This window comes from Pelomonas sp. CA6, assembly GCF_022549225.1.
In the GTDB taxonomy this organism is placed as follows: Bacteria; Pseudomonadota; Gammaproteobacteria; order Burkholderiales; family Burkholderiaceae_C; genus Roseateles.
The window spans coordinates 244,952-261,484 of the sequence record NZ_JAKZFD010000002.1; the positions used below are offsets into that span (position 1 = coordinate 244,952).

At 71.3% G+C, this 16,533-nt stretch carries 19 protein-coding genes; 10 read left to right on the forward strand and 9 right to left on the reverse strand.

The window, feature by feature from the left end:
• The first annotated feature begins 70 nt into the window (after window positions 1-70).
• The 3 genes from LZ017_RS04880 to LZ017_RS04890 all read left to right on the forward strand — a co-directional run bounded on the left by LZ017_RS04880 (window position 71) and on the right by LZ017_RS04890 (window position 3,304).
• Window positions 71-2,197 carry a TonB-dependent siderophore receptor gene (locus tag LZ017_RS04880; RefSeq protein ID WP_241298948.1) on the forward strand — a complete coding sequence of 709 codons (2,127 nt, stop codon included), beginning with the start codon at window positions 71-73 and terminating at the stop codon, window positions 2,195-2,197.
• Between the two features lie 73 nt (window positions 2,198-2,270).
• A complete protein-coding gene (locus LZ017_RS04885; protein WP_241298949.1) occupies window positions 2,271-2,837 on the forward strand; it encodes an MOSC domain-containing protein in 567 nt (188 codons plus the stop codon).
• A 23-nt stretch (window positions 2,838-2,860) separates the two neighbouring features.
• Entirely contained in the window at window positions 2,861-3,304 is a 444-nt protein-coding gene (locus LZ017_RS04890) for an NUDIX domain-containing protein (protein WP_241298950.1), read from the forward strand.
• Here the strand turns inward: LZ017_RS04890 and LZ017_RS04895 are convergent.
• The gene (locus tag LZ017_RS04895; RefSeq protein WP_241298951.1) at window positions 3,286-4,359 is read right to left on the reverse strand and encodes an alkene reductase; all 1,074 of its coding nucleotides are present in this window, start codon (window positions 4,357-4,359) and stop codon (window positions 3,286-3,288) included. The genes LZ017_RS04890 and LZ017_RS04895 overlap by 19 nt on opposite strands.
• 152 nt (window positions 4,360-4,511) lie before the next feature.
• Here LZ017_RS04895 and LZ017_RS04900 point away from each other — a divergent pair, with 152 nt between their 5' ends.
• The 3 genes from LZ017_RS04900 to LZ017_RS04910 are packed head-to-tail and all read left to right on the forward strand — an operon-like array spanning window position 4,512 to window position 7,037.
• Window positions 4,512-5,660 carry a hypothetical protein gene (locus tag LZ017_RS04900; RefSeq protein ID WP_241298952.1) on the forward strand — a complete coding sequence of 383 codons (1,149 nt, stop codon included), beginning with the start codon at window positions 4,512-4,514 and terminating at the stop codon, window positions 5,658-5,660.
• A gap of 43 nt (window positions 5,661-5,703) precedes the next feature.
• Window positions 5,704-6,558 (forward strand): 23S rRNA (adenine(2030)-N(6))-methyltransferase RlmJ, encoded by an 855-nt coding sequence (locus LZ017_RS04905; RefSeq protein WP_241298953.1) that lies wholly within the window; start codon window positions 5,704-5,706, stop codon window positions 6,556-6,558.
• Window positions 6,558-7,037, forward strand: coding sequence for an NUDIX hydrolase (locus tag LZ017_RS04910; RefSeq protein WP_241298954.1), 480 nt, complete (start codon window positions 6,558-6,560; stop codon window positions 7,035-7,037). Before LZ017_RS04905 ends, LZ017_RS04910 begins: the two co-directional genes overlap by 1 nt.
• Here LZ017_RS04910 and LZ017_RS04915 read toward each other — a convergent pair.
• Entirely contained in the window at window positions 7,031-7,672 is a 642-nt protein-coding gene (locus tag LZ017_RS04915) for an NAD(P)-dependent oxidoreductase (RefSeq protein WP_241298955.1), read from the reverse strand. The two genes, LZ017_RS04910 and LZ017_RS04915, sit on opposite strands and share 7 nt — an antisense overlap.
• Before the next feature lie 133 nt (window positions 7,673-7,805).
• Here LZ017_RS04915 and LZ017_RS04920 point away from each other — a divergent pair, with 133 nt between their 5' ends.
• Entirely contained in the window at window positions 7,806-8,708 is a 903-nt protein-coding gene (locus LZ017_RS04920; RefSeq protein WP_277604524.1) for a LysR family transcriptional regulator, read from the forward strand.
• Window positions 8,709-8,720: 12 nt separating this feature from the next.
• Here the strand turns inward: LZ017_RS04920 and LZ017_RS04925 are convergent, their stop codons facing one another.
• Window positions 8,721-9,224: a hypothetical protein gene (locus LZ017_RS04925; protein WP_241298956.1), complete on the reverse strand. Its 504-nt coding sequence runs from the start codon at window positions 9,222-9,224 to the stop codon at window positions 8,721-8,723.
• Between the two features lie 52 nt (window positions 9,225-9,276).
• Window positions 9,277-10,404 (reverse strand): tRNA guanosine(34) transglycosylase Tgt, encoded by a 1,128-nt coding sequence (gene tgt, locus LZ017_RS04930; RefSeq protein ID WP_241298957.1) that lies wholly within the window; start codon window positions 10,402-10,404, stop codon window positions 9,277-9,279.
• A gap of 195 nt (window positions 10,405-10,599) precedes the next feature.
• Between tgt and LZ017_RS04935 the strand changes: the two genes are divergently transcribed.
• The 3 genes from LZ017_RS04935 (at window position 10,600) to argG (ending at window position 13,388) form a co-directional block, all read left to right on the forward strand.
• Window positions 10,600-11,238, forward strand: coding sequence for a PEP-CTERM sorting domain-containing protein (locus tag LZ017_RS04935; RefSeq protein WP_241298958.1), 639 nt, complete (start codon window positions 10,600-10,602; stop codon window positions 11,236-11,238).
• 40 nt (window positions 11,239-11,278) lie between these two features.
• Complete coding sequence (locus LZ017_RS04940; RefSeq protein ID WP_241298959.1) at window positions 11,279-11,890, forward strand: YigZ family protein; 612 nt, start codon at window positions 11,279-11,281, stop codon at window positions 11,888-11,890.
• 154 nt (window positions 11,891-12,044) lie between these two features.
• Window positions 12,045-13,388 carry an argininosuccinate synthase gene (argG, locus tag LZ017_RS04945; RefSeq protein WP_241298960.1) on the forward strand — a complete coding sequence of 448 codons (1,344 nt, stop codon included), beginning with the start codon at window positions 12,045-12,047 and terminating at the stop codon, window positions 13,386-13,388.
• Between the two features lie 77 nt (window positions 13,389-13,465).
• Here the strand turns inward: argG and LZ017_RS04950 are convergent, their stop codons facing one another.
• From LZ017_RS04950 to LZ017_RS04970, 5 genes are read right to left on the reverse strand one after another with little or no spacing between them, the layout of a single operon-like run.
• Window positions 13,466-13,948, reverse strand: a complete 483-nt coding sequence (locus LZ017_RS04950) for a carboxymuconolactone decarboxylase family protein (RefSeq protein ID WP_241298961.1) — start codon at window positions 13,946-13,948, stop codon at window positions 13,466-13,468.
• A gap of 53 nt (window positions 13,949-14,001) precedes the next feature.
• Window positions 14,002-14,988 (reverse strand): RNA polymerase sigma factor SigJ, encoded by a 987-nt coding sequence (sigJ, locus tag LZ017_RS04955; protein WP_241298962.1) that lies wholly within the window; start codon window positions 14,986-14,988, stop codon window positions 14,002-14,004.
• The gene (locus LZ017_RS04960) at window positions 14,985-15,440 is read right to left on the reverse strand and encodes a GyrI-like domain-containing protein (protein WP_241298963.1); all 456 of its coding nucleotides are present in this window, start codon (window positions 15,438-15,440) and stop codon (window positions 14,985-14,987) included. The genes sigJ and LZ017_RS04960 overlap by 4 nt, the downstream gene beginning before the upstream one ends.
• Window positions 15,437-15,991 (reverse strand): hypothetical protein, encoded by a 555-nt coding sequence (locus LZ017_RS04965; protein ID WP_241298964.1) that lies wholly within the window; start codon window positions 15,989-15,991, stop codon window positions 15,437-15,439. The genes LZ017_RS04960 and LZ017_RS04965 overlap by 4 nt, the downstream gene beginning before the upstream one ends.
• Window positions 15,984-16,400, reverse strand: coding sequence for a hypothetical protein (locus LZ017_RS04970; RefSeq protein ID WP_241298965.1), 417 nt, complete (start codon window positions 16,398-16,400; stop codon window positions 15,984-15,986). The genes LZ017_RS04965 and LZ017_RS04970 overlap by 8 nt, the downstream gene beginning before the upstream one ends.
• Window positions 16,401-16,533 lie beyond the last annotated feature (133 nt).

Below are 16,533 nucleotides of genomic sequence, written 5' to 3' on the forward strand. Positions count from 1 at the left end.
GGCGCTCGCCGCAGAGGCCACAAGGACGCCGCCGCCGACCGTCCCCGCCGCACCGACGCAGCTCCCCCCGGTGACGGTCGGTGGCGACGCGGCCTCGGACCTGCAGGCGCGCCGGGACTTCGTGGCCGGAAAAATCCTCATCTCCCGCCGCAGCATCGAGGCCAGTGGCGTGACGACGGTGCAGGAGTTGCTCAAGCGCGAGCCCTCGGTCACGGTGGGCGCCGACGGGCGGCTGGGGCTGATCGGCCTGCCGGGTTATACGCAGCTGCTGGTCGACGGCAAACCGCCGCTGCCCGGCCGCCATCCGCTGGAGACCGACCTGGTGCACATCGAGCGCATCGAAATCGTCAAGGGATCGCTGGCGGAATACGGGCCGTTCGGCATCGCCGGCACGATCAATATCGTCAGCCGCCGCGTGGACCGCAAGCCGACCGGGTCGCTGCGCCTCGGGGGCGCGATGGGCCATGGCCTGGCCGACGCTCACGTCGCCGCGTCGAAGTCCTGGCGGCCGGCCGCCACGGCCTGGTCGCTGTCCGGCCGCATCGATGTGCGCAAGCGCGACGAAGACCTGCGCCAGCGCACCACCACGGAGGTCGCCAGCCCCGCCGATCCCGCCGGCCCCCTGCGCCTGGCCGACCAGCAGCAGGAGCAGCGCAACGACACCCGTCACACGCTCACGCTGGGCGGCACGCTGAGCTACAAGGCCTCCGCGTCCGATCGCTTCGAGCTCTCCCCCTCGGTCCTGTCCTGGCGCACCTCGACCGATGGCACGGAACGCCACGCGCCTGGTCCCGACGGCGGGTCGGCCTGGCCGGACACCCTGAACCAGGGCCATGCCCGCATGTCCATGCTGGGGCTGCCGCTCAGCTGGGAGCACCAGACGGCCGGGGGCTCGCGCCTCGAGCTCGAAGCTTCGGTCTCGCGCATGCGCGTCACGCGCCAGCAATCGCGGCTGGACCTGTCCGGAGACATGGATGCGAGCCGGCCCGGCACCCGGCGCGAGATCTCGCGGCTGGACCGCCACGCCACGGACAGTCTGCGCCTGGACTTCTACCCCAAGCTCGGCGAGGCGCATGCGCTGAAGCTGGGAGTGAATCTGGGCCGCATCGCGCGGCGCAACGAGGTCGATGCCACGCTGGATGGCGTGGCCGACCCCGCCTTCACGCTCTTTGGCGGGCGCCAGTCGGTGCGAGGGCCGCTGCACAGCGCCTATGTGCAGGACGAGTGGACGATCGGCCCACGCTGGGCCGCCACGGCGGGGATCAGCGCCGAATGGCGCCGCCTGCGCATCGAGGAAGGGGCGCTGACGGCCTCGCCGTCCCACCGGGTGGTCTCGCCGTCGCTGCACCTGGCCCACAAGATCGACGCGGCCGGCACGCGGCGCCTGCGCTTGTCGCTGGCCCGTTCGTTCCGGGCGCCGGCCGTCGACCAGCTGCTCCAGCGACCCACCGTGCACCCGCTCGCACCCTGCGCCGCCGTGCCGGGCTGCGGCCCCAACACCGTGGAGCACGCCGACACGGCGGGCAACCCCGAGCTGCGTCCGGAGCGAGCCTGGGGCGTCACCGCCACCTACGAGCAGGATCTCGGCAAGGATTCGCTGCTGAGCATTGACCTTTTCCAGCGCCAGCTTCGCGACCTCATCGGCGAACGGATCACGCACGAAGCCGTGCCCTGGTCCAGCGTCGAGCGCTACGTGGTCCGGCCCGTCAACCTCGGAGCGGCGTGGACACGTGGCCTGAGTGTGGACGCGCGCTTGAGCTTCTCGGACCTCGCCCCCTTGCTGCCCAAGCTCGAACTGCGGGCCGGCGCCACCCTCGCCCGTTCGCGCCTGAACACCGTCCCTGGCCCCGACAATCGCATGGCCGACCAGTCGCCGTGGTCGGCCAAACTGGGAGCCCGCTACACCTCAACCTCGCTGCCGCTGCAGCTGTCGCTGGACGCCAGCTGGACACCCGGCCTCTGGGTGCGCTCGGCGGTCGAGCGCCGCGTCTACCAGGGGCGGCGCCAGGAGCTGTCCGCCCAGGCCACTTGGAACGTCAACCCGGCCATGACGCTGCGGCTGAACGCGAACAAACTGCTGTCCCGCGACAGCCGCCGGGCCGAGGTCTTTGGCGCTGGCGACCGCCAGGATGCGGTCGTGTGGACGCACAAGGAGGCCTCGCCACACCTGTCGGTTCAGCTGGAAATGAAGATCTGAGGGCCACGGCCGCTACGATACGCACCCGCCTCGCCGAAGCGCTGAGGCCTCATTTCAAAGCGCCCCTTTTCGCATGCAGCTCCTCAGCCTCAACACCGCCCGCGTCGAAATGATGCCGATCGACGGCAAGCCCGTCGCGACCGCGATCCGCAAGAAGCCCCGCGAGGACACCGTGGCCGTGAAGCCGCTGGGACTGGAGGGCGACGAGCAAGCCGATCCGCGCTACCACGGCGGCCTGTCCAAGGCGGTCTACGCCTATCCCAGCGAGCACTATCCCTTCTGGCAGACGGTGCGCGCGCAGGCCAAGGTAGCGGGCTGGGAGGCGGCCCTGCCCTGGGGCAGCATGGGCGAGAACCTGTCGCTGCAGGGCCTGCTGGAAACCGAGGTCTGGGTCGGCGACGTGCTGTGCTTTCCGGACTGCGAGCTGGCGGTCAGCGAGCCGCGCCACCCCTGCTTCAAGTTCAACGCGGCGATGGGCTTCAACCAGGCCGTCAAGCTGATGGGCCAGAGCGCCTGGTGCGGCTTCTACCTCGCGGTGCGCCAGCCCGGCAGCCTGGCCGCCGGCCAGCGCTTCGAGCTGCGGCCGGGCCCGCGCGAGGTCTCCATCCACGAACTCTTCCGCGCCAAGTTCAGGGCCTGAGCCCGGTCAGGCGCGTGCCATCCATGAGCCAACACGTCAAAGTCGTCGCCGCGGTGATCCGCAACGCACAGGGTCAGGTCTTGCTGGTGCGCAAGCGCGGCACGAAGGCCTTCATGAACCCGGGCGGCAAACCAGAGCCGGGCGAAAGCGATGTCCAGGCCCTGTGCCGCGAGCTGCATGAGGAGCTGGGCCTGGTGCTGCACCCCGAGCAGCTGCTGCCGCTGGGCGGCACCGAGGCGCCGGCCGCCAACGAGCCGGGCTGGGTGATCACGGCCGAGCTGTTCGCCGCGCCGCTGACCGGCACGCCGCAGACCGGCCAGGAGATCGAGGAGCTGCGCTGGCAGGACCCGCAGCGGCCGGACGCGCCGGACACCCCGCTGCTGGCCCCGCTGACGCGCGACTGGGTGCTGCCGCGCCTGCGCGCCGGCAGCATCCCGCTGCCCCAGGCTCAGGTCAACGCTGGATAGTCCGTGTAGCCCTGGGCGCCGCCGCCGTAGAAGGTCTTGGAGTCGGCCTTGGCCAGCTCCGCGTTCAGACGCAGGCGGCGCACCAGGTCGGGGTTGGAGATGAAGGCACGGCCGAAGGCCACCGCGTCGGCGCGGCCCTGCGCCACAGCCTCGATCGCCATCTCGCGCGTGTAGCCGTTGTTGGCGATCCACGGGCCGCCGAAGCGCTCGCGCATGGCCTGGTAGTCGAAGGGCGCGACGTCGCGCGGACCGCCGGTCTGGCCTTCGATGATGTGCAGAAAGGCCAGCTTCAGCGGCGCCAGCTGCTCGGCCACATGGTTGAACAGCGCCTGCGCGTCGCTGTCCTGGCCGGCGTCGTTGACCGGCGTGACCGGGCTCAGGCGCAGCCCGGTGCGGCCGGCGCCGATGGACTGCGCGATCGCAGCCATCACCTCCAGCAGCAGGCGGGCGCGGTTGGCGATGGAGCCGCCGTAGTCGTCCTGACGGTCGTTGACGCTGTCGCGCAGGAACTGGTCCAGCAGATAGCCGTTGGCGCCATGCACCTCGACGGCGTCGAAGCCGGCCTCCATCGCGCATTCGGCGGCATGCACGTATTCGCGCACCAGCGCCGGCAGCTCTTCGCGGCGCAGCGCGCGCGGCGCGGACACCGGCACGAAGCCCTCGGTCGTGAAAGTGCGGCTGTCGGCCACACGCGCGGTGGACGACACCGGCGCCTGCCCCGGCGGCAGCAGGCTGGCGTGGGAGATGCGGCCCACATGCCACAGCTGCACCGCGATCTTGCCGCCTTCGGCATGCACGGCGTCGGTGACGCGGCGCCAGGCACGCACCTGCTCGGCGTTGTGGATGCCCGGGGTGTCCAGATAGCCCTGGCCCAGCGGGCCGATCTGCGTGCCTTCGCTGACGATCAGGCCGGCGCCGGCGCGCTGGCGGTAGTACTCGACGGCCAGCTCGCCGGGCACGCGGCCGGGCGAGCGGTTGCGCGTCAGCGGCGCCATCACGACACGGTTGGCAAGCTGCAGATCGCCGATCTGCACGGGGTCGAACAAACTGGGCATACGAAATCCAATCCGCAACGGGAAGCGTTGAACAGCCGCCAGCCTAGCGAATCGCGCCGCCGCGCACCGCCGCCCGGGCGACACACCCCAGCAAATCCCTGCACTTTCCGGCTATCGTTTGACCTCGACGCGTTTTCTCGTTCCACGCCCTGATGCGACGCCGCCCCCTGCTGCACGGCCTGGCCGCGCTGACCTTCGTGCCCCGCCCGGGCGGCGCGCAAGCGCCAACGGCGCCGACACGGGTATTGCGGGTGGGGCCGGGCGCCTCGATCGGCAGCCTGGCCGAGGCCGCGCGCCTGGCCCGGCCCGGCGACCGCGTCGAGGTGCAGGCCGGCGACTATCCGGGCGACGTAGCCCAGTGGACGCAGGACGGGCTGCAGCTGGTCGCCGTGGGCGGCCCGGTGCGCCTGCGCGCGGCCGGCCGCGCGGCGGCGGGCAAGGGCCTGTTCGTGATCGCCGGCGAGAACGTGCTGGTCGAGGGCTTCGAGTTCAGCGCGGCCCAGGTGGCCGACGGCAACGGTGCCGGCGTGCGCTTCGAGCGCGGGTCGCTGCACCTGCGCCGCTGCCGCTTCGTGGACTGCGAGATGGGCGTGCTCAGCAACAACGACGCGGACGCCCGGCTGCACCTGGAGGACTGCGAGCTTGCCCAGGCGCGCCCTGGCGGCGGCTACAGCCACCTGCTCTACGCCGGGCGCATCGCCGAGCTGCGCCTGAGCGGCTGCTGGCTGCACGGCGGCCGCCGCGGCCACCTGCTCAAGAGCCGCGCCGCCATCAACCGCGTCGAATACTGCCGCCTCATCGACGACCCGCGCGGCGAAGCCAGCTACGAACTGGAATTCCCCGAGGGCGGCGACACCCTGCTGCTGGGCAACCTGATCGGCCAGAGCCTGCACAGCGACAACCGGCTGATGCTGGCCTATGGCACCGACGGCTATCCCGACGGGCGCACGCATGCGCTGGACCTGCTGCACAACACCTGGATCAACCGCCTGCCCTGGCCGGGTCCGCTGCTGCGCGTGCGCCCCGGCCCGCTGCGGCTGCGCGCGGCCAACAACCTCATCCTGGGCCCCGGCGGGCTGGCGCTGGAGCCCGGCTGGGACCTGGGCGGCAACCACCGCGCCAGCCTGCTCGCGGGCGCGCTGGACCCGGCACTGCGGCTGCCGCCCGGCCATGCGCTGAGCGGCCAGGCGGTGGCGCTGCCGGACGGCCTGGCGCCGCCGCGGCGGCAGTACGTCCATCCGGCGCACAGCGTGGCGCTGGCCGGGCCGGCGCTGGACCCCGGCGCGCTGCAACAGAACTGAGCCCGGACACCCCGCGCCGTGCCGCGGGCGCTACAGTGCGGGCATGCTTGCTTATCGACACGCCTTCCACGCCGGCAACCACGCCGATGTCCTCAAACACCTGGTGCTGGCCGAGGTGCTGCGCTATATGGGCGAGAAGGACAAGGCCTACACCGTCATCGACACCCACGCCGGGGCCGGCGGCTATGCGCTGGAGGGCCGCTATGCCCAGAAGAACGCCGAGCACGCCGGCGGCATCGCCGCGCTGTTCAGCCGCGACGACCTGCCCGAGCCGCTGCAGCACTATGTGCAGCTGGTGCGCGACTTCAACCCCGGCAAACGGCTGGAGCAATACCCCGGCTCGCCGGCGATCGCGCGCCTGCTGATGCGCGAACAGGATCGGCTGCGCTGCTATGAGCTGCATCCCACCGACCTGCGCATCCTCGAAAGCTATCTGGAAGACCGGCCCAACACCCAGGTCAGCGGCCAGGACGGCTTTGCGTCGCTGAAGGGCGAACTGCCGCCGCCCTCGCGCCGCGGCGTGCTGCTGATCGACCCGCCCTACGAGATCAAGACCGACTACGGCCGCGTCGTCGCCGCGCTGCGCGAGGCGCTGCAGCGCTTTGCCGACGGCACGGTGCTGATCTGGTATCCGCAGCTGCAGCTGCTGGAGTCGGCGCAGCTGGTGCAGCGCCTCAAGGCCGCGGCCGAGCCCGCGGCCAAGAAGGGCTGGCTGCATGTGCGCCTCACCGTGGCCCAGGCCGACGAGCGCGGCTTCGGCATGCTGGGCAGCGGCATGTTCGTCGTCAACCCGCCCTACACGCTGCACGACCGCCTGCACGAATGCCTGCCGCTGTTGGTGGACGTGCTGGGCCAGTACGACGGCGCGAACTATCTGCTGGAGCAGCAGACGGCGTGATGCGCGTCCGTGCTGCCGCCGTCATCGTCGACGGTGCGCGCCTGCTGCTGCACCGACGCCGCGAAGACGCCTTCTGGGCCCTGCCCGGCGGGCGCGTGGAGGCCGGCGAGACCGGCCCGGAGGCGCTGCAGCGCGAGCTGCTCGAAGAACTGGGCGAGGCCGTGGAGAGCGGCGAGCTGCTGTGGGTGGTGGAGAACTTCTTCCGCGGCACCGGCGACGCGGCCCCGCGGCAGGAGCTGGGGCTGTGCTTCCGCGTGGCGCTGCCCGCGGCGTCGCGCCTGGCGGCGCGGACTGGCCCGTTCGCTGGCATGGAGGAGCACGCCCGGCTGGTGTTCCAGTGGTTCGACCGCGCCGCGCTGGAGCGGATCGAAATCCGGCCCCGGGCGCTGGCGGCCCCACTGCGCCACCTGCTGGACGGCCAGGCCCCGTCCGCCGCCGCGCGGCACCTGGTGCAGCGCGACGGCGCCGATGATCAGTAGCCCACGGTGAAGCGGCGGCGGATGTGCCGCGGCTGCTCCAGCTCGTCGACGATGGCCATGGCCAGGTCGGCGGTGCTGATGTGGGCCGGACCTTGGGCATCCATCACCGGCGTGTCCAGGCTGACGCGGTAATGGCCGCGGCGCTCGCCGGGCTCCAGGTGCACGGCGGGCGACAGGAAGCTCCAGTCCAGTGAGGACTCCTGGCGGATCAGGTTCAGCGCCTCGCGGGCGGCCAGCGCGCCGGCCTTCCACGCCTGCGGGAACTCAGGCGTGTCGACGATCTGCACGCCCGGCGCGGCATAGAGGCTGCCCGCACCGCCCACGACCAGCAGGCGGGTCAGGCCGGCCTGCTTCACGCCCTGGGTGATGGCGCGGCTGCCCTGCAGGAACTCGTCGTACAGGCCGGCCACGCCCCAGCCCGGGTTGTAGGCGCTGACCACCGCGTCCACGCCCTGCAGCGCGGCGGCGACCTGGTCGGCCTGGCGCACATCGGCCTGGCGCACGCTCAAGCCGGCCTGCGCTTCCAGCTTGCCCGGGTTGCGCGCCAGCGCCACCACCTCGTGGCCGCGGGCCAGTAATTCCTTCAGCACGGCGGAACCCACAAAGCCGGTGGCACCGATCAGAGCGACTTTCATCCTTCGTCCTTTCGTCGCGGCGGCGGGCCGCGTTCATCTGTGTTGCGATGGACGAGACTTTATGAACTTCACAATCCATCGGTAAGTCCCTAGGATCGCAGTTCATTATTTAGTCAATCTTCACAATCACCCCATGATCGACCAGCTCCGACGCATGGCCGTGCTCGCCACCGTGGTGGAGCATGGCAGCCTGGTGGCCGCGGCGCGCCAGCTGCACACCACCACCTCGGCGGTGAGCCAGCAGCTGCGCGCGCTGGAGCAGGACATGGGCGTGACCCTGCTGCATCGCTCCACGCGGCGACTGAGCCTGACGCCCGCCGGCGCCCGCTTCGTCGAAGGCTGCAGCGCGATGCTGGCCGCCGCGCGCGCGGCGCAGGCCGAGCTGCAGCGCCTGCGCGACGCGCCGGAAGGGGAGCTGCGCGTCAGCGCACCGGTGGGCTTTGCGCGCACGCTGGGGCCGGCGCTGGCGCCGCTGTTCATCGCCCACCCGGCGCTGCGCCTGCACCTGGAGGTGGACGACGGCTTCACCGACCTGGTGGCCAAGCGCATCGACCTGGCAGTGCGTTTCGGCCGCCTGCCCGACAGCCCCTGGGTGGCGCAGCGCATCGGCGAGCTGGGCATGGTCCTCTACGCCGCCCCGGCCTATCTGGCACGGCGCGGCGTGCCCGCCGCCGTGGCGGACCTGGGCGACCACGACTGGCTGGCGCTGCGCCCGGACACCGAGGGGCCCGCGACGCTGCCCTTTGGTGCGGGCGGCGGCGGCCAGGGCCTGCGCGTCAGCCCGCGCGCCAGCAGCAATAACCAGCTCAGCCTGCAGCAGCTGTGCGAGGCCGGCCTGGGGCTGGCGCTGCTCAGCCCCAGTGACGTCGAGGACGCGGTGGCCCAGGGCCGGCTGCTGCCGTTGCACGGGCCCTGGACCCTGCCGGCACTGCCGGTCTACGCGCTCACGCCGCAGCGCGACGCCCAGCCGGCCAAGGTGCGCCATGCGATCGACGCGCTGCGGCAGAGCCTGGCGGCGAAACGTCCGGCCGGCTGACAGGCCGGGCGTTCAGGCCCGGCCGCGCCACCAGGCGCGCAGCTGGCGCCGCAGCGCCAGGCGCCAGCGGCGCAGCGTCTGCCAGGCCTCGGTGGCATGGATCCAGTCCAGCAGGCCCTGCTTCCAGACCACCCAGCGCGCGTAGGCCCGCGCGAACCAGCCCAGGCGCATCAGCGCCGGCTGCAGCAGCGCAAAGAGCCGCGCCAGCAGCGCCGTCCCCACCAGCTTGGCGGCCAGGACCAGCGCGATGCCCAGCCCGGCCCGCCCCTGGGCCAGCAGCCACAGCGCGAGCAGCTTGACCGGCACCAGCAGCAGCGTGGGCAGCAGCAGCGCCATCAGCGCCGCATAGGGCGGCAGCCGGCGCAGCCCCGCCTCCAGCTGGCGCAGCAGCGGCAGCCCCCCCAGCCAGGCCATCGCGCGCTGCAGCGGCGCCCAGCCCCATTCCTCGAACAGGATGAGCAGCGCGAACAGCAGCCGCAGCAGCGTCTTCGGGAGGGCGAGCAGGCGTTTCAGCATGGTGGGCGCGGCAAACCCTGGCTCAGGCACGGCCCGGCCGGCCCCAACGGGCTTAGACCCCGCGCGCCCGGTCCGCCAGGAAGCGCTGGCGGAAGCCGGCGAAGTCGCCCGCGTCCAGCGCCTCGCGGATCTCGCGCATCAGGTTCAGGTAGTAGTGCAGGTTGTGCACGCTGGTCAGCATCGGGCCCAGCATCTCGCCGCAGCGGTCCAGGTGGTGCAGATAGGCGCGGCTGAAGTTCTGGCAGCAGTAGCAGCTGCAGGTCTCGTCGACCGGGCGCTCGTCGGCCTTGTGGCGGGCATTGCGCAGGCGCAGGTCGCCGAAGCGGGTGAACAGGTGGCCGTTGCGCGCATTGCGGGTGGGCATCACGCAGTCGAACATGTCCACGCCCTGGCGCACGCCCTCGACCAGGTCCTCGGGCGTGCCTACGCCCATCAGATAGCGCGGCTTGTTCGACGGCAGCTGATGGGCGATGTGGTCCAGCACGCGCAGCATGTCCTCCTTGGGCTCGCCCACGGACAGCCCGCCGATGGCGTAGCCCGGCAGGTCCAGCGCCGCCAGCCCGGCGAGCGACTCGCCGCGCAGCTGCTCGAACATGCCGCCCTGCACGATGCCGAACAGCGCGTTGGGGTTGCCCAGGCGGGCGAACTCGTCCTGGCAGCGCTTGGCCCAGCGCAGGCTCATCTCCATGGACTTGCGCGCTTCCAGCTCGGTGGTGATGTGGCCCTTGGTTTCGTAAGGCGTGCACTCGTCGAACTGCATCACGATGTCGGAGTTCAGCACGGTCTGGATCTGCATGCTGATCTCGGGCGTGAGGAAAAGCTTGTCGCCATTGACTGGCGATGCGAACTTCACGCCCTCCTCGCTGATCTTGCGCATCTCACCCAGCGACCAGACCTGGAAGCCACCGGAGTCGGTCAGGATGGGTTTGTTCCAGCTCTCGAAGCGGTGCAGCCCGCCGAACTGCTTCATGATGTCCAGGCCCGGCCGCATCCACAGGTGGAAGGTGTTGCCCAGGATGATCTGGGCGCCCATCTCCTCGAGCGAACGCGGCATCACGCCCTTCACCGTGCCGTAGGTGCCCACGGGCATGAAGATGGGGGTCTCGACGACCCCGTGGTTAAGCGTCATGCGGCCACGACGCGCGCGGCCCTCGGTCTTGAGCAGGTCGAACTTCAGCATGGCGCGGATTGTCGCAGGCAGCGGGCGCAGGACGCCCGGTCATGGGGGTGGACACCGGCCAGCCCCGCGAACGGGCGGTAGCCCGGACACCAGCGCTGAGGCACAGTCGCCCCCCGGCGCCTCGCCAGGCACGCGGACCTCCTTCCCGGCCGCCGACGCGCGATCCACGACAACAAGCACAAGCAGGAACCTGTCATGTCTCTCGCCCTCACGCCGTCCTTTCTCAAGAGCCGCCCGCTGCGCATTGCCGCGCTGACGCTGGCGCTGTGCGCGCCCTTCGCCCAGGCCGGCGCCACGGTGCTCACCTTCGACGATCTGCCGCCGACGGACCCGAGCAAACTGGAGTCTGGCGCCATTCCCAACGGCTATGGCAACCTGAGCTGGTCCGACGCCTTCCAATATGTGCGGGGCAACACGATCCCGAACAGCGGCTATCAGAAGGGCCTGGTGTCCGGCGAGTACGTGGCGTTCAACTCCGCCGGCGCCGAGGTCTCGTTCGGCCGCATGTCCGGCTTCGAGCTGAACAGCGCCTACTTCACCTCGGCCTGGTACGCCGACCAGGAAGTCACGGTGCGCGGCTACATCGGCGAGAACCGCGAGGCCGCCTACACCAAGGTCTTCCACATCAGCAACACGGCCCCGCTGCTGGTGGATTTCGACTGGAAGGGCATCAGCCGCGTGCGCATCACGCCCACGAACGCGGGCTTCACCCGACAGCTCGCGATCGACAACCTGACCATCGACGGCCGTCAGACCGTGCCCGAGCCCGCCAGCCTGGCCCTGGCGCTGGGCGGCCTGGCGCTGGCCGCCGTGGCCCGCCGCCGCCGCGGCTGAGCCCGCCGGCCCGCGGGCGCGGCCGGCGCGACAATGGCGCATGCCTTTGAGCCTGGCCGCCCCCGCCCACCACGAACTGATCATCAAGAAAAGCCGCTTCCTGGCCTGCGTCGAACCCTGTGCCGACCGCGCGCAGGCGCAGGCCCGGGTGGCCCAGCTGCGCGCCCAGCATCCCGGCGCCGCCCATGTCTGCTGGGCCTTGATCGCCGGCGGACAGTCCGCCGCAAATGACGACGGCGAGCCCGGCGGCACCGCCGGTCGCCCCATGCTGGAAGTGCTGCGCCACCAGGACCTGGACGGCGTGCTGGCCACCGTGGTGCGCTACTTCGGCGGCGTCAAGCTGGGCGCTGGCGGGCTGGTGCGCGCCTACACCGACGCGGTCGCGCAGGCCCTGCTGCCGGCGACCAAGATCCCCCGCGTGCGCCAGGCCCGGCTGCGCTGCATCCTGCCCTACGCGCTGGAAGGCCTGGTGCGGCGCGAGCTGGAACTGGCCGGCGCGCAGTTGCTGGACGTCCAGCATGGCGCGCTGGTGCAGATGACGCTGGCCCTGCCCGAGCCGGCGGCCCAGGCCCTGGTGGCGCGGCTGAACGAATCGGGCCAGGGCCGCGTGGGCTGGGGCCCGGCCGACGATCCCGCCCCCAGCGACCCCTGAACCGCGGCGCTCGTCCGCGCCGCGGCGAAGCCTGGCTTGGCCCTTGATGAACTATCGGCCGGGGCCGGGGCCGTCACGCCGCCTAGAATGGGGCACTCCCTCGAATCCGGTCGCCCGCCGACCGCCACTCGACACCCAACACACGAGACGTTCCGTGGCCGCAACAATCCTCCAAAAGATCCCCGCCGGCGAACGCGTCGGCATTGCCTTCTCCGGTGGTCTGGACACCAGCGCCGCCGTGCACTGGATGCGCGCCAAGGGCGCCATCCCCTGCGCCTACACCGCCCACCTGGGCCAGCCCGACGAAAGCGATTACGACGAGATCCCACGCAAAGCCAAGGCCTACGGCGCCGAGATCGCGCGCCTGATCGACTGCCGCGCGCAGCTGGTGGCCGAGGGCATCGCCGCGATCCAGTGCGGGGCCTTCCACATCAAGAGCGGCGGCGCCACCTACTTCAACACCACGCCGCTGGGCCGCGCCGTGACCGGCACCGCGCTGGTCGTGGCGATGCGCGAGGACGGCGTCAACATCTGGGGCGATGGCTCGACCTTCAAGGGCAACGACATCGAGCGCTTCTACCGCTACGGCCTGCTCGCCAACCCTCAGCTCAAGATCTACAAGCCCTGGCTGGACCAGAGCTTCATCGACGAGCTGGGCGGCCGCAAGGAGATGAGCGAATACCTGCAGGCCTGCGGCTTCGACTACAAGATGAGCGTGGAGAAGGCCTACTCGACCGACTCCAACATGCTGGGCGCCACCCACGAGGCCAAGGACCTGGAGTTCCTCAACAAGGGCATCCACATCGTCAACCCCATCATGGGCGTGGCCTTCTGGAAGGAAGAAGTCCAGATCAAGCCCGAGACGGTCAGCGTGCGCTTCGAGGAAGGCGTGCCCGTCGCGCTCAATGGCCGCACGTTCGCGAACGCGGTCGAGCTGTTTGCCGAGGCCAACGCGATCGGCGGCCGCCACGGCCTGGGCATGTGCGACCAGATCGAGAACCGCATCATCGAAGCCAAGAGCCGCGGCATCTACGAAGCCCCGGGCATGGCGCTGCTGCACATCGCCTACGAGCGCCTGGTGACCGGCATCCACAACGAGGACACCATCGAGCAGTACCGCATGAACGGCATGAAGCTGGGCCGGCTGCTCTACCAGGGCCGCTGGTTCGACCCGCAATGCCTGATGCTGCGCGAGACCGCCCAGCGCTGGGTCGCGCGCGCCATCACCGGCGAGGTGACGCTGGAGCTGCGCCGCGGCAACGACTACAGCCTGCTCGACACCGTCAGCCCCAACCTGACCTATGCGCCGGAGCGCCTGTCGATGGAAAAGGTCGAGGACGCGCCCTTCACGCCGGCCGACCGCATCGGCCAGCTGACCATGCGCAACCTGGACATCACCGACACGCGCCAGAAGCTGGGCATCTACACCCACAGCGGCCTGCTCGGCGGCCAGTCCGACGGCAGCATCCCGCTGCTGACCGGCGGCGACAAGGCCTGAACCCGGCCCGGCGCTCTGCGCCCGCATGAAAACGGCCGCCCGAGGGGCGGCCGTTTTCCATGGGCGCCGCGGGCCGCTCAGGCCAGCCCGGCGCGGTCCAGCCCGAAGGCCTTGTCGCGCGAGCCGGGCGTCGCCCGGAAGGCCACGCCGAGGCGGTTCCAGGCATTGATCGTCATCACACGGAAGCTCAGGTCGGTCAGCTCGCGCTCGCTGAACTGCGCGCGCGCCTCGTCATAGACGGTGTCGGACACGCCGCCGGGCGCCAGCCGCGTCAGCGCCTCGGTCCAGGCCAGCGCGGCACGCTCGCGCGCGCTGAACAGCGGCGACTCGTGCCAGACCGCCACGTGGTGCAGGCGCAGCTCGCGCTCGCCGTGCAGCCGTGCTTCCTTGATGTGCATGTCCAGGCAGAAGGCGCAGCCGTTGAGCTGCGACGCGCGGATGTCCACGAGATGGGCCAGGCCGGGCTCGATGCTGCCCGTGGTGTGCAGCGCCAGGCTGAAGTCCATGAACTTCTGGAACAGCTGCGGGGATTGCTGGGGATAGTCGATGCGCGGAGTCATGGCGGTCGGTCCTGTATCTGTCGAAGGTGGGAGCCCGGCGGGCCCCTCATCGATCAAGACGGACCGGACGGGCCGGATGTGACATCGGACGCGCCGGCCAGCCCCGCCAGATGGCCCAGCTTGTCGGGGTTGCGCTGGACGTAGATCTCCGCCACGGTGACGCGCACGCCGCCGTCCCCGCTCGCCAGCGGACGCAGCGCCAGCGCCACCGTCTGGATGGGGCGGCCCTCGGCGTCCTGGACCACATAGCCGGGCAGGCCGTTGATGCGGGTCCGCGTGACGCGCAGCGCGCGCAGGTCCACCTGGCGCGTGAATCCCACCAGCGCCTTCGCGATGCGCGCGCCGCCATGCAGCGGATAGGGCACAGCGTGGGCCTTGCCGCCGCCGTCGCTGAGCAGCACCGCGTCCTCGGCCAGCACGCGCGCCAGCGCGTCGACATCGCCCCCGCGCAGCGCGTCCAGGAAGGCGTCGAGCAGGCGCTGGCGCTCCTCCTCGGCCACCTCCACGCGCGCATAGCCGGCCTTCACATGCTGGCGCGCGCGGCTGGCGAGCTGGCGGCAGGCCGTGCCGCTGCGCAACAGGCGCTGGCCCACCGCGTCGAAGTCCAGCCCGAAGACGTCGTGCAGCACGAAGGCCGCGCGCTCCAGCGGCGTGAGCCGCTCCAGCGTCAGCATGAAGGCCAGCGACAACTCCTGCGCATACTCGGCCTGGCTTTGCGGGTCGGGCTGCCAGTCCTGCAGCTCGTCCACCAGCGGCTCGGGCAGCCAGGTGCCGACATAGAGCTCGCGCTGGTGGGCCGGGCTGCGCAGCCGGTCCAGGCACAGGTGGGTGACCAGGCGCGACAGATAGGCGCCAGCATGCTGGACCTGGGACTCGTCCACCTCGGCCCAGCGCAGCCAGGCCTCCTGCACCATGTCCTCGGCCTCGGCGCGCGAGCCCAGCATGCGATAGGCCAGCGCGCGCAGGCCTCGCGCCTGCTCGCGGTCGAAACGCCGCGCGCGCTCGGCCAGCGTCGGCGGGCCGGACCGAGGCGGGTTCATGCCTGGACCCCGATGTGCAGTTCCACGCAGCCGGGCGCCAGATGGCGCTCGAAGTCGGCGCGGTAGCTGCGCCGCGGTGCGTCCGGCGCCGCGAAATACCGCCAGACCTGCGCCCAGGCCTGGATCAGCGCCTGCGGCATCTCGCCGCGGGCCTCGAAGACAAGGTAGTCGCCGGCCGGCACGAGCACGCCTGGCGCGTCGGCCCGCGGGTTCGCCTCACCCAGGCACAGGCTGTAGGCGCCATGGTGGTCGGATTCATAGGCGTGGTAGACCGCATGCAGCGGACCGGGGGGCCGCGCACCAGCCAGGCATTGCGCCCACAGCCCGGGAATGCGCGCGCGCGCCGGATCGGCCTCGTCGGCATTGCGGGTGCGCAGCGTCGGGCCCTCGACGCGAAAGGCTTGCATCAGGCGCTCGCGGCGCGGCGACAGGTCGGCAGGATGCGAGGTCATGGCGTGAGCCCTTCTTCGTTGATCACCAGGCGCTGGCAGCTCTGACCATGGCCCAGTGCATATTTGAGTGCAGGAAAGCAGCGCGCCACCGTCAGCGCCAGCGCCAGGCTGCTGAGCGCGGAGGCGCCATGGTGCAGGCGCAGCGCCTCGGCATGGACGGGCAGCGCCGCATCGTGATCCAGCGCGGCCTGGGCATAGCGCCAGGCGCGGCGCATGTCCGCGGACATCGCATTCTCGTCGCCCGCCACCAGCGCGCGCAGCAGCGCGGGCGGCACGCCGGCCTCGCGCGCCATGTCCAATGCCAGCTGGCTGCAGGGCCCGCAGTCCTCGCGCCGGGTCGCGGCGAACTTGGCCGCCGCCAGCATGGCGGGGCTCAGACCGGGCGCGAAGCGGGCCACGGCGAAGAGCCGGTTGAGCTGCAGGAAAGCGCGCGGGCTGGCCTCGAAGAGTTCACGGGCATAGCGCATGTCGTAGCGATAGCGGCGCTCGAAGGCGCCCAGGCCGCGCATCACCCACGGACGCATCAGCAAGGCCAGCAGACGATCAAGCATCGCGCCCTCCCGGCCAGGCCAGACCCAGCGCCAGCAACGCGGCCAGCACCACGGCCGGCACGTCACGCAAGAACTGGCCCCAGCCGCACAGGCCCACCATCAACTCCCAGGCATGCACGCCGGCGTGCAGCGCCAGAAAACCCGCGCCGGCCAGCGCGGCCGGCCCGCCCTGGTGCGGCCGCCAGGCCTGCCACGCCAGGCCCAGACCGGCCACCAGATAGGCGCAACCGATGTCGCGGACGAAATGCAGATTCAGCGGGCCGGTGTACTCGACGCCGGGCATGAGCCGATACCAGGCTTGCGGGGCCAGCAGCATGCACAGGCCGTTCAGGCCCAGCCCGGCGGCCAGCAGCCCGCGCAGCAGTGGGCGCAACCGGGCGCGTTCACGAAGAGAAGAGATCGCGTTCATGGGTTCCTCGCAGGATGTCCACCCAAGACGGAGCAGCCTGGTCGAATGTGACATCGTGCCCGCCAGCCGGGTCCGCGCGCAGCTCCGCAGTCGTTCGATGTCCGCACAGTCCTGCGGCAATCACTACACTGCC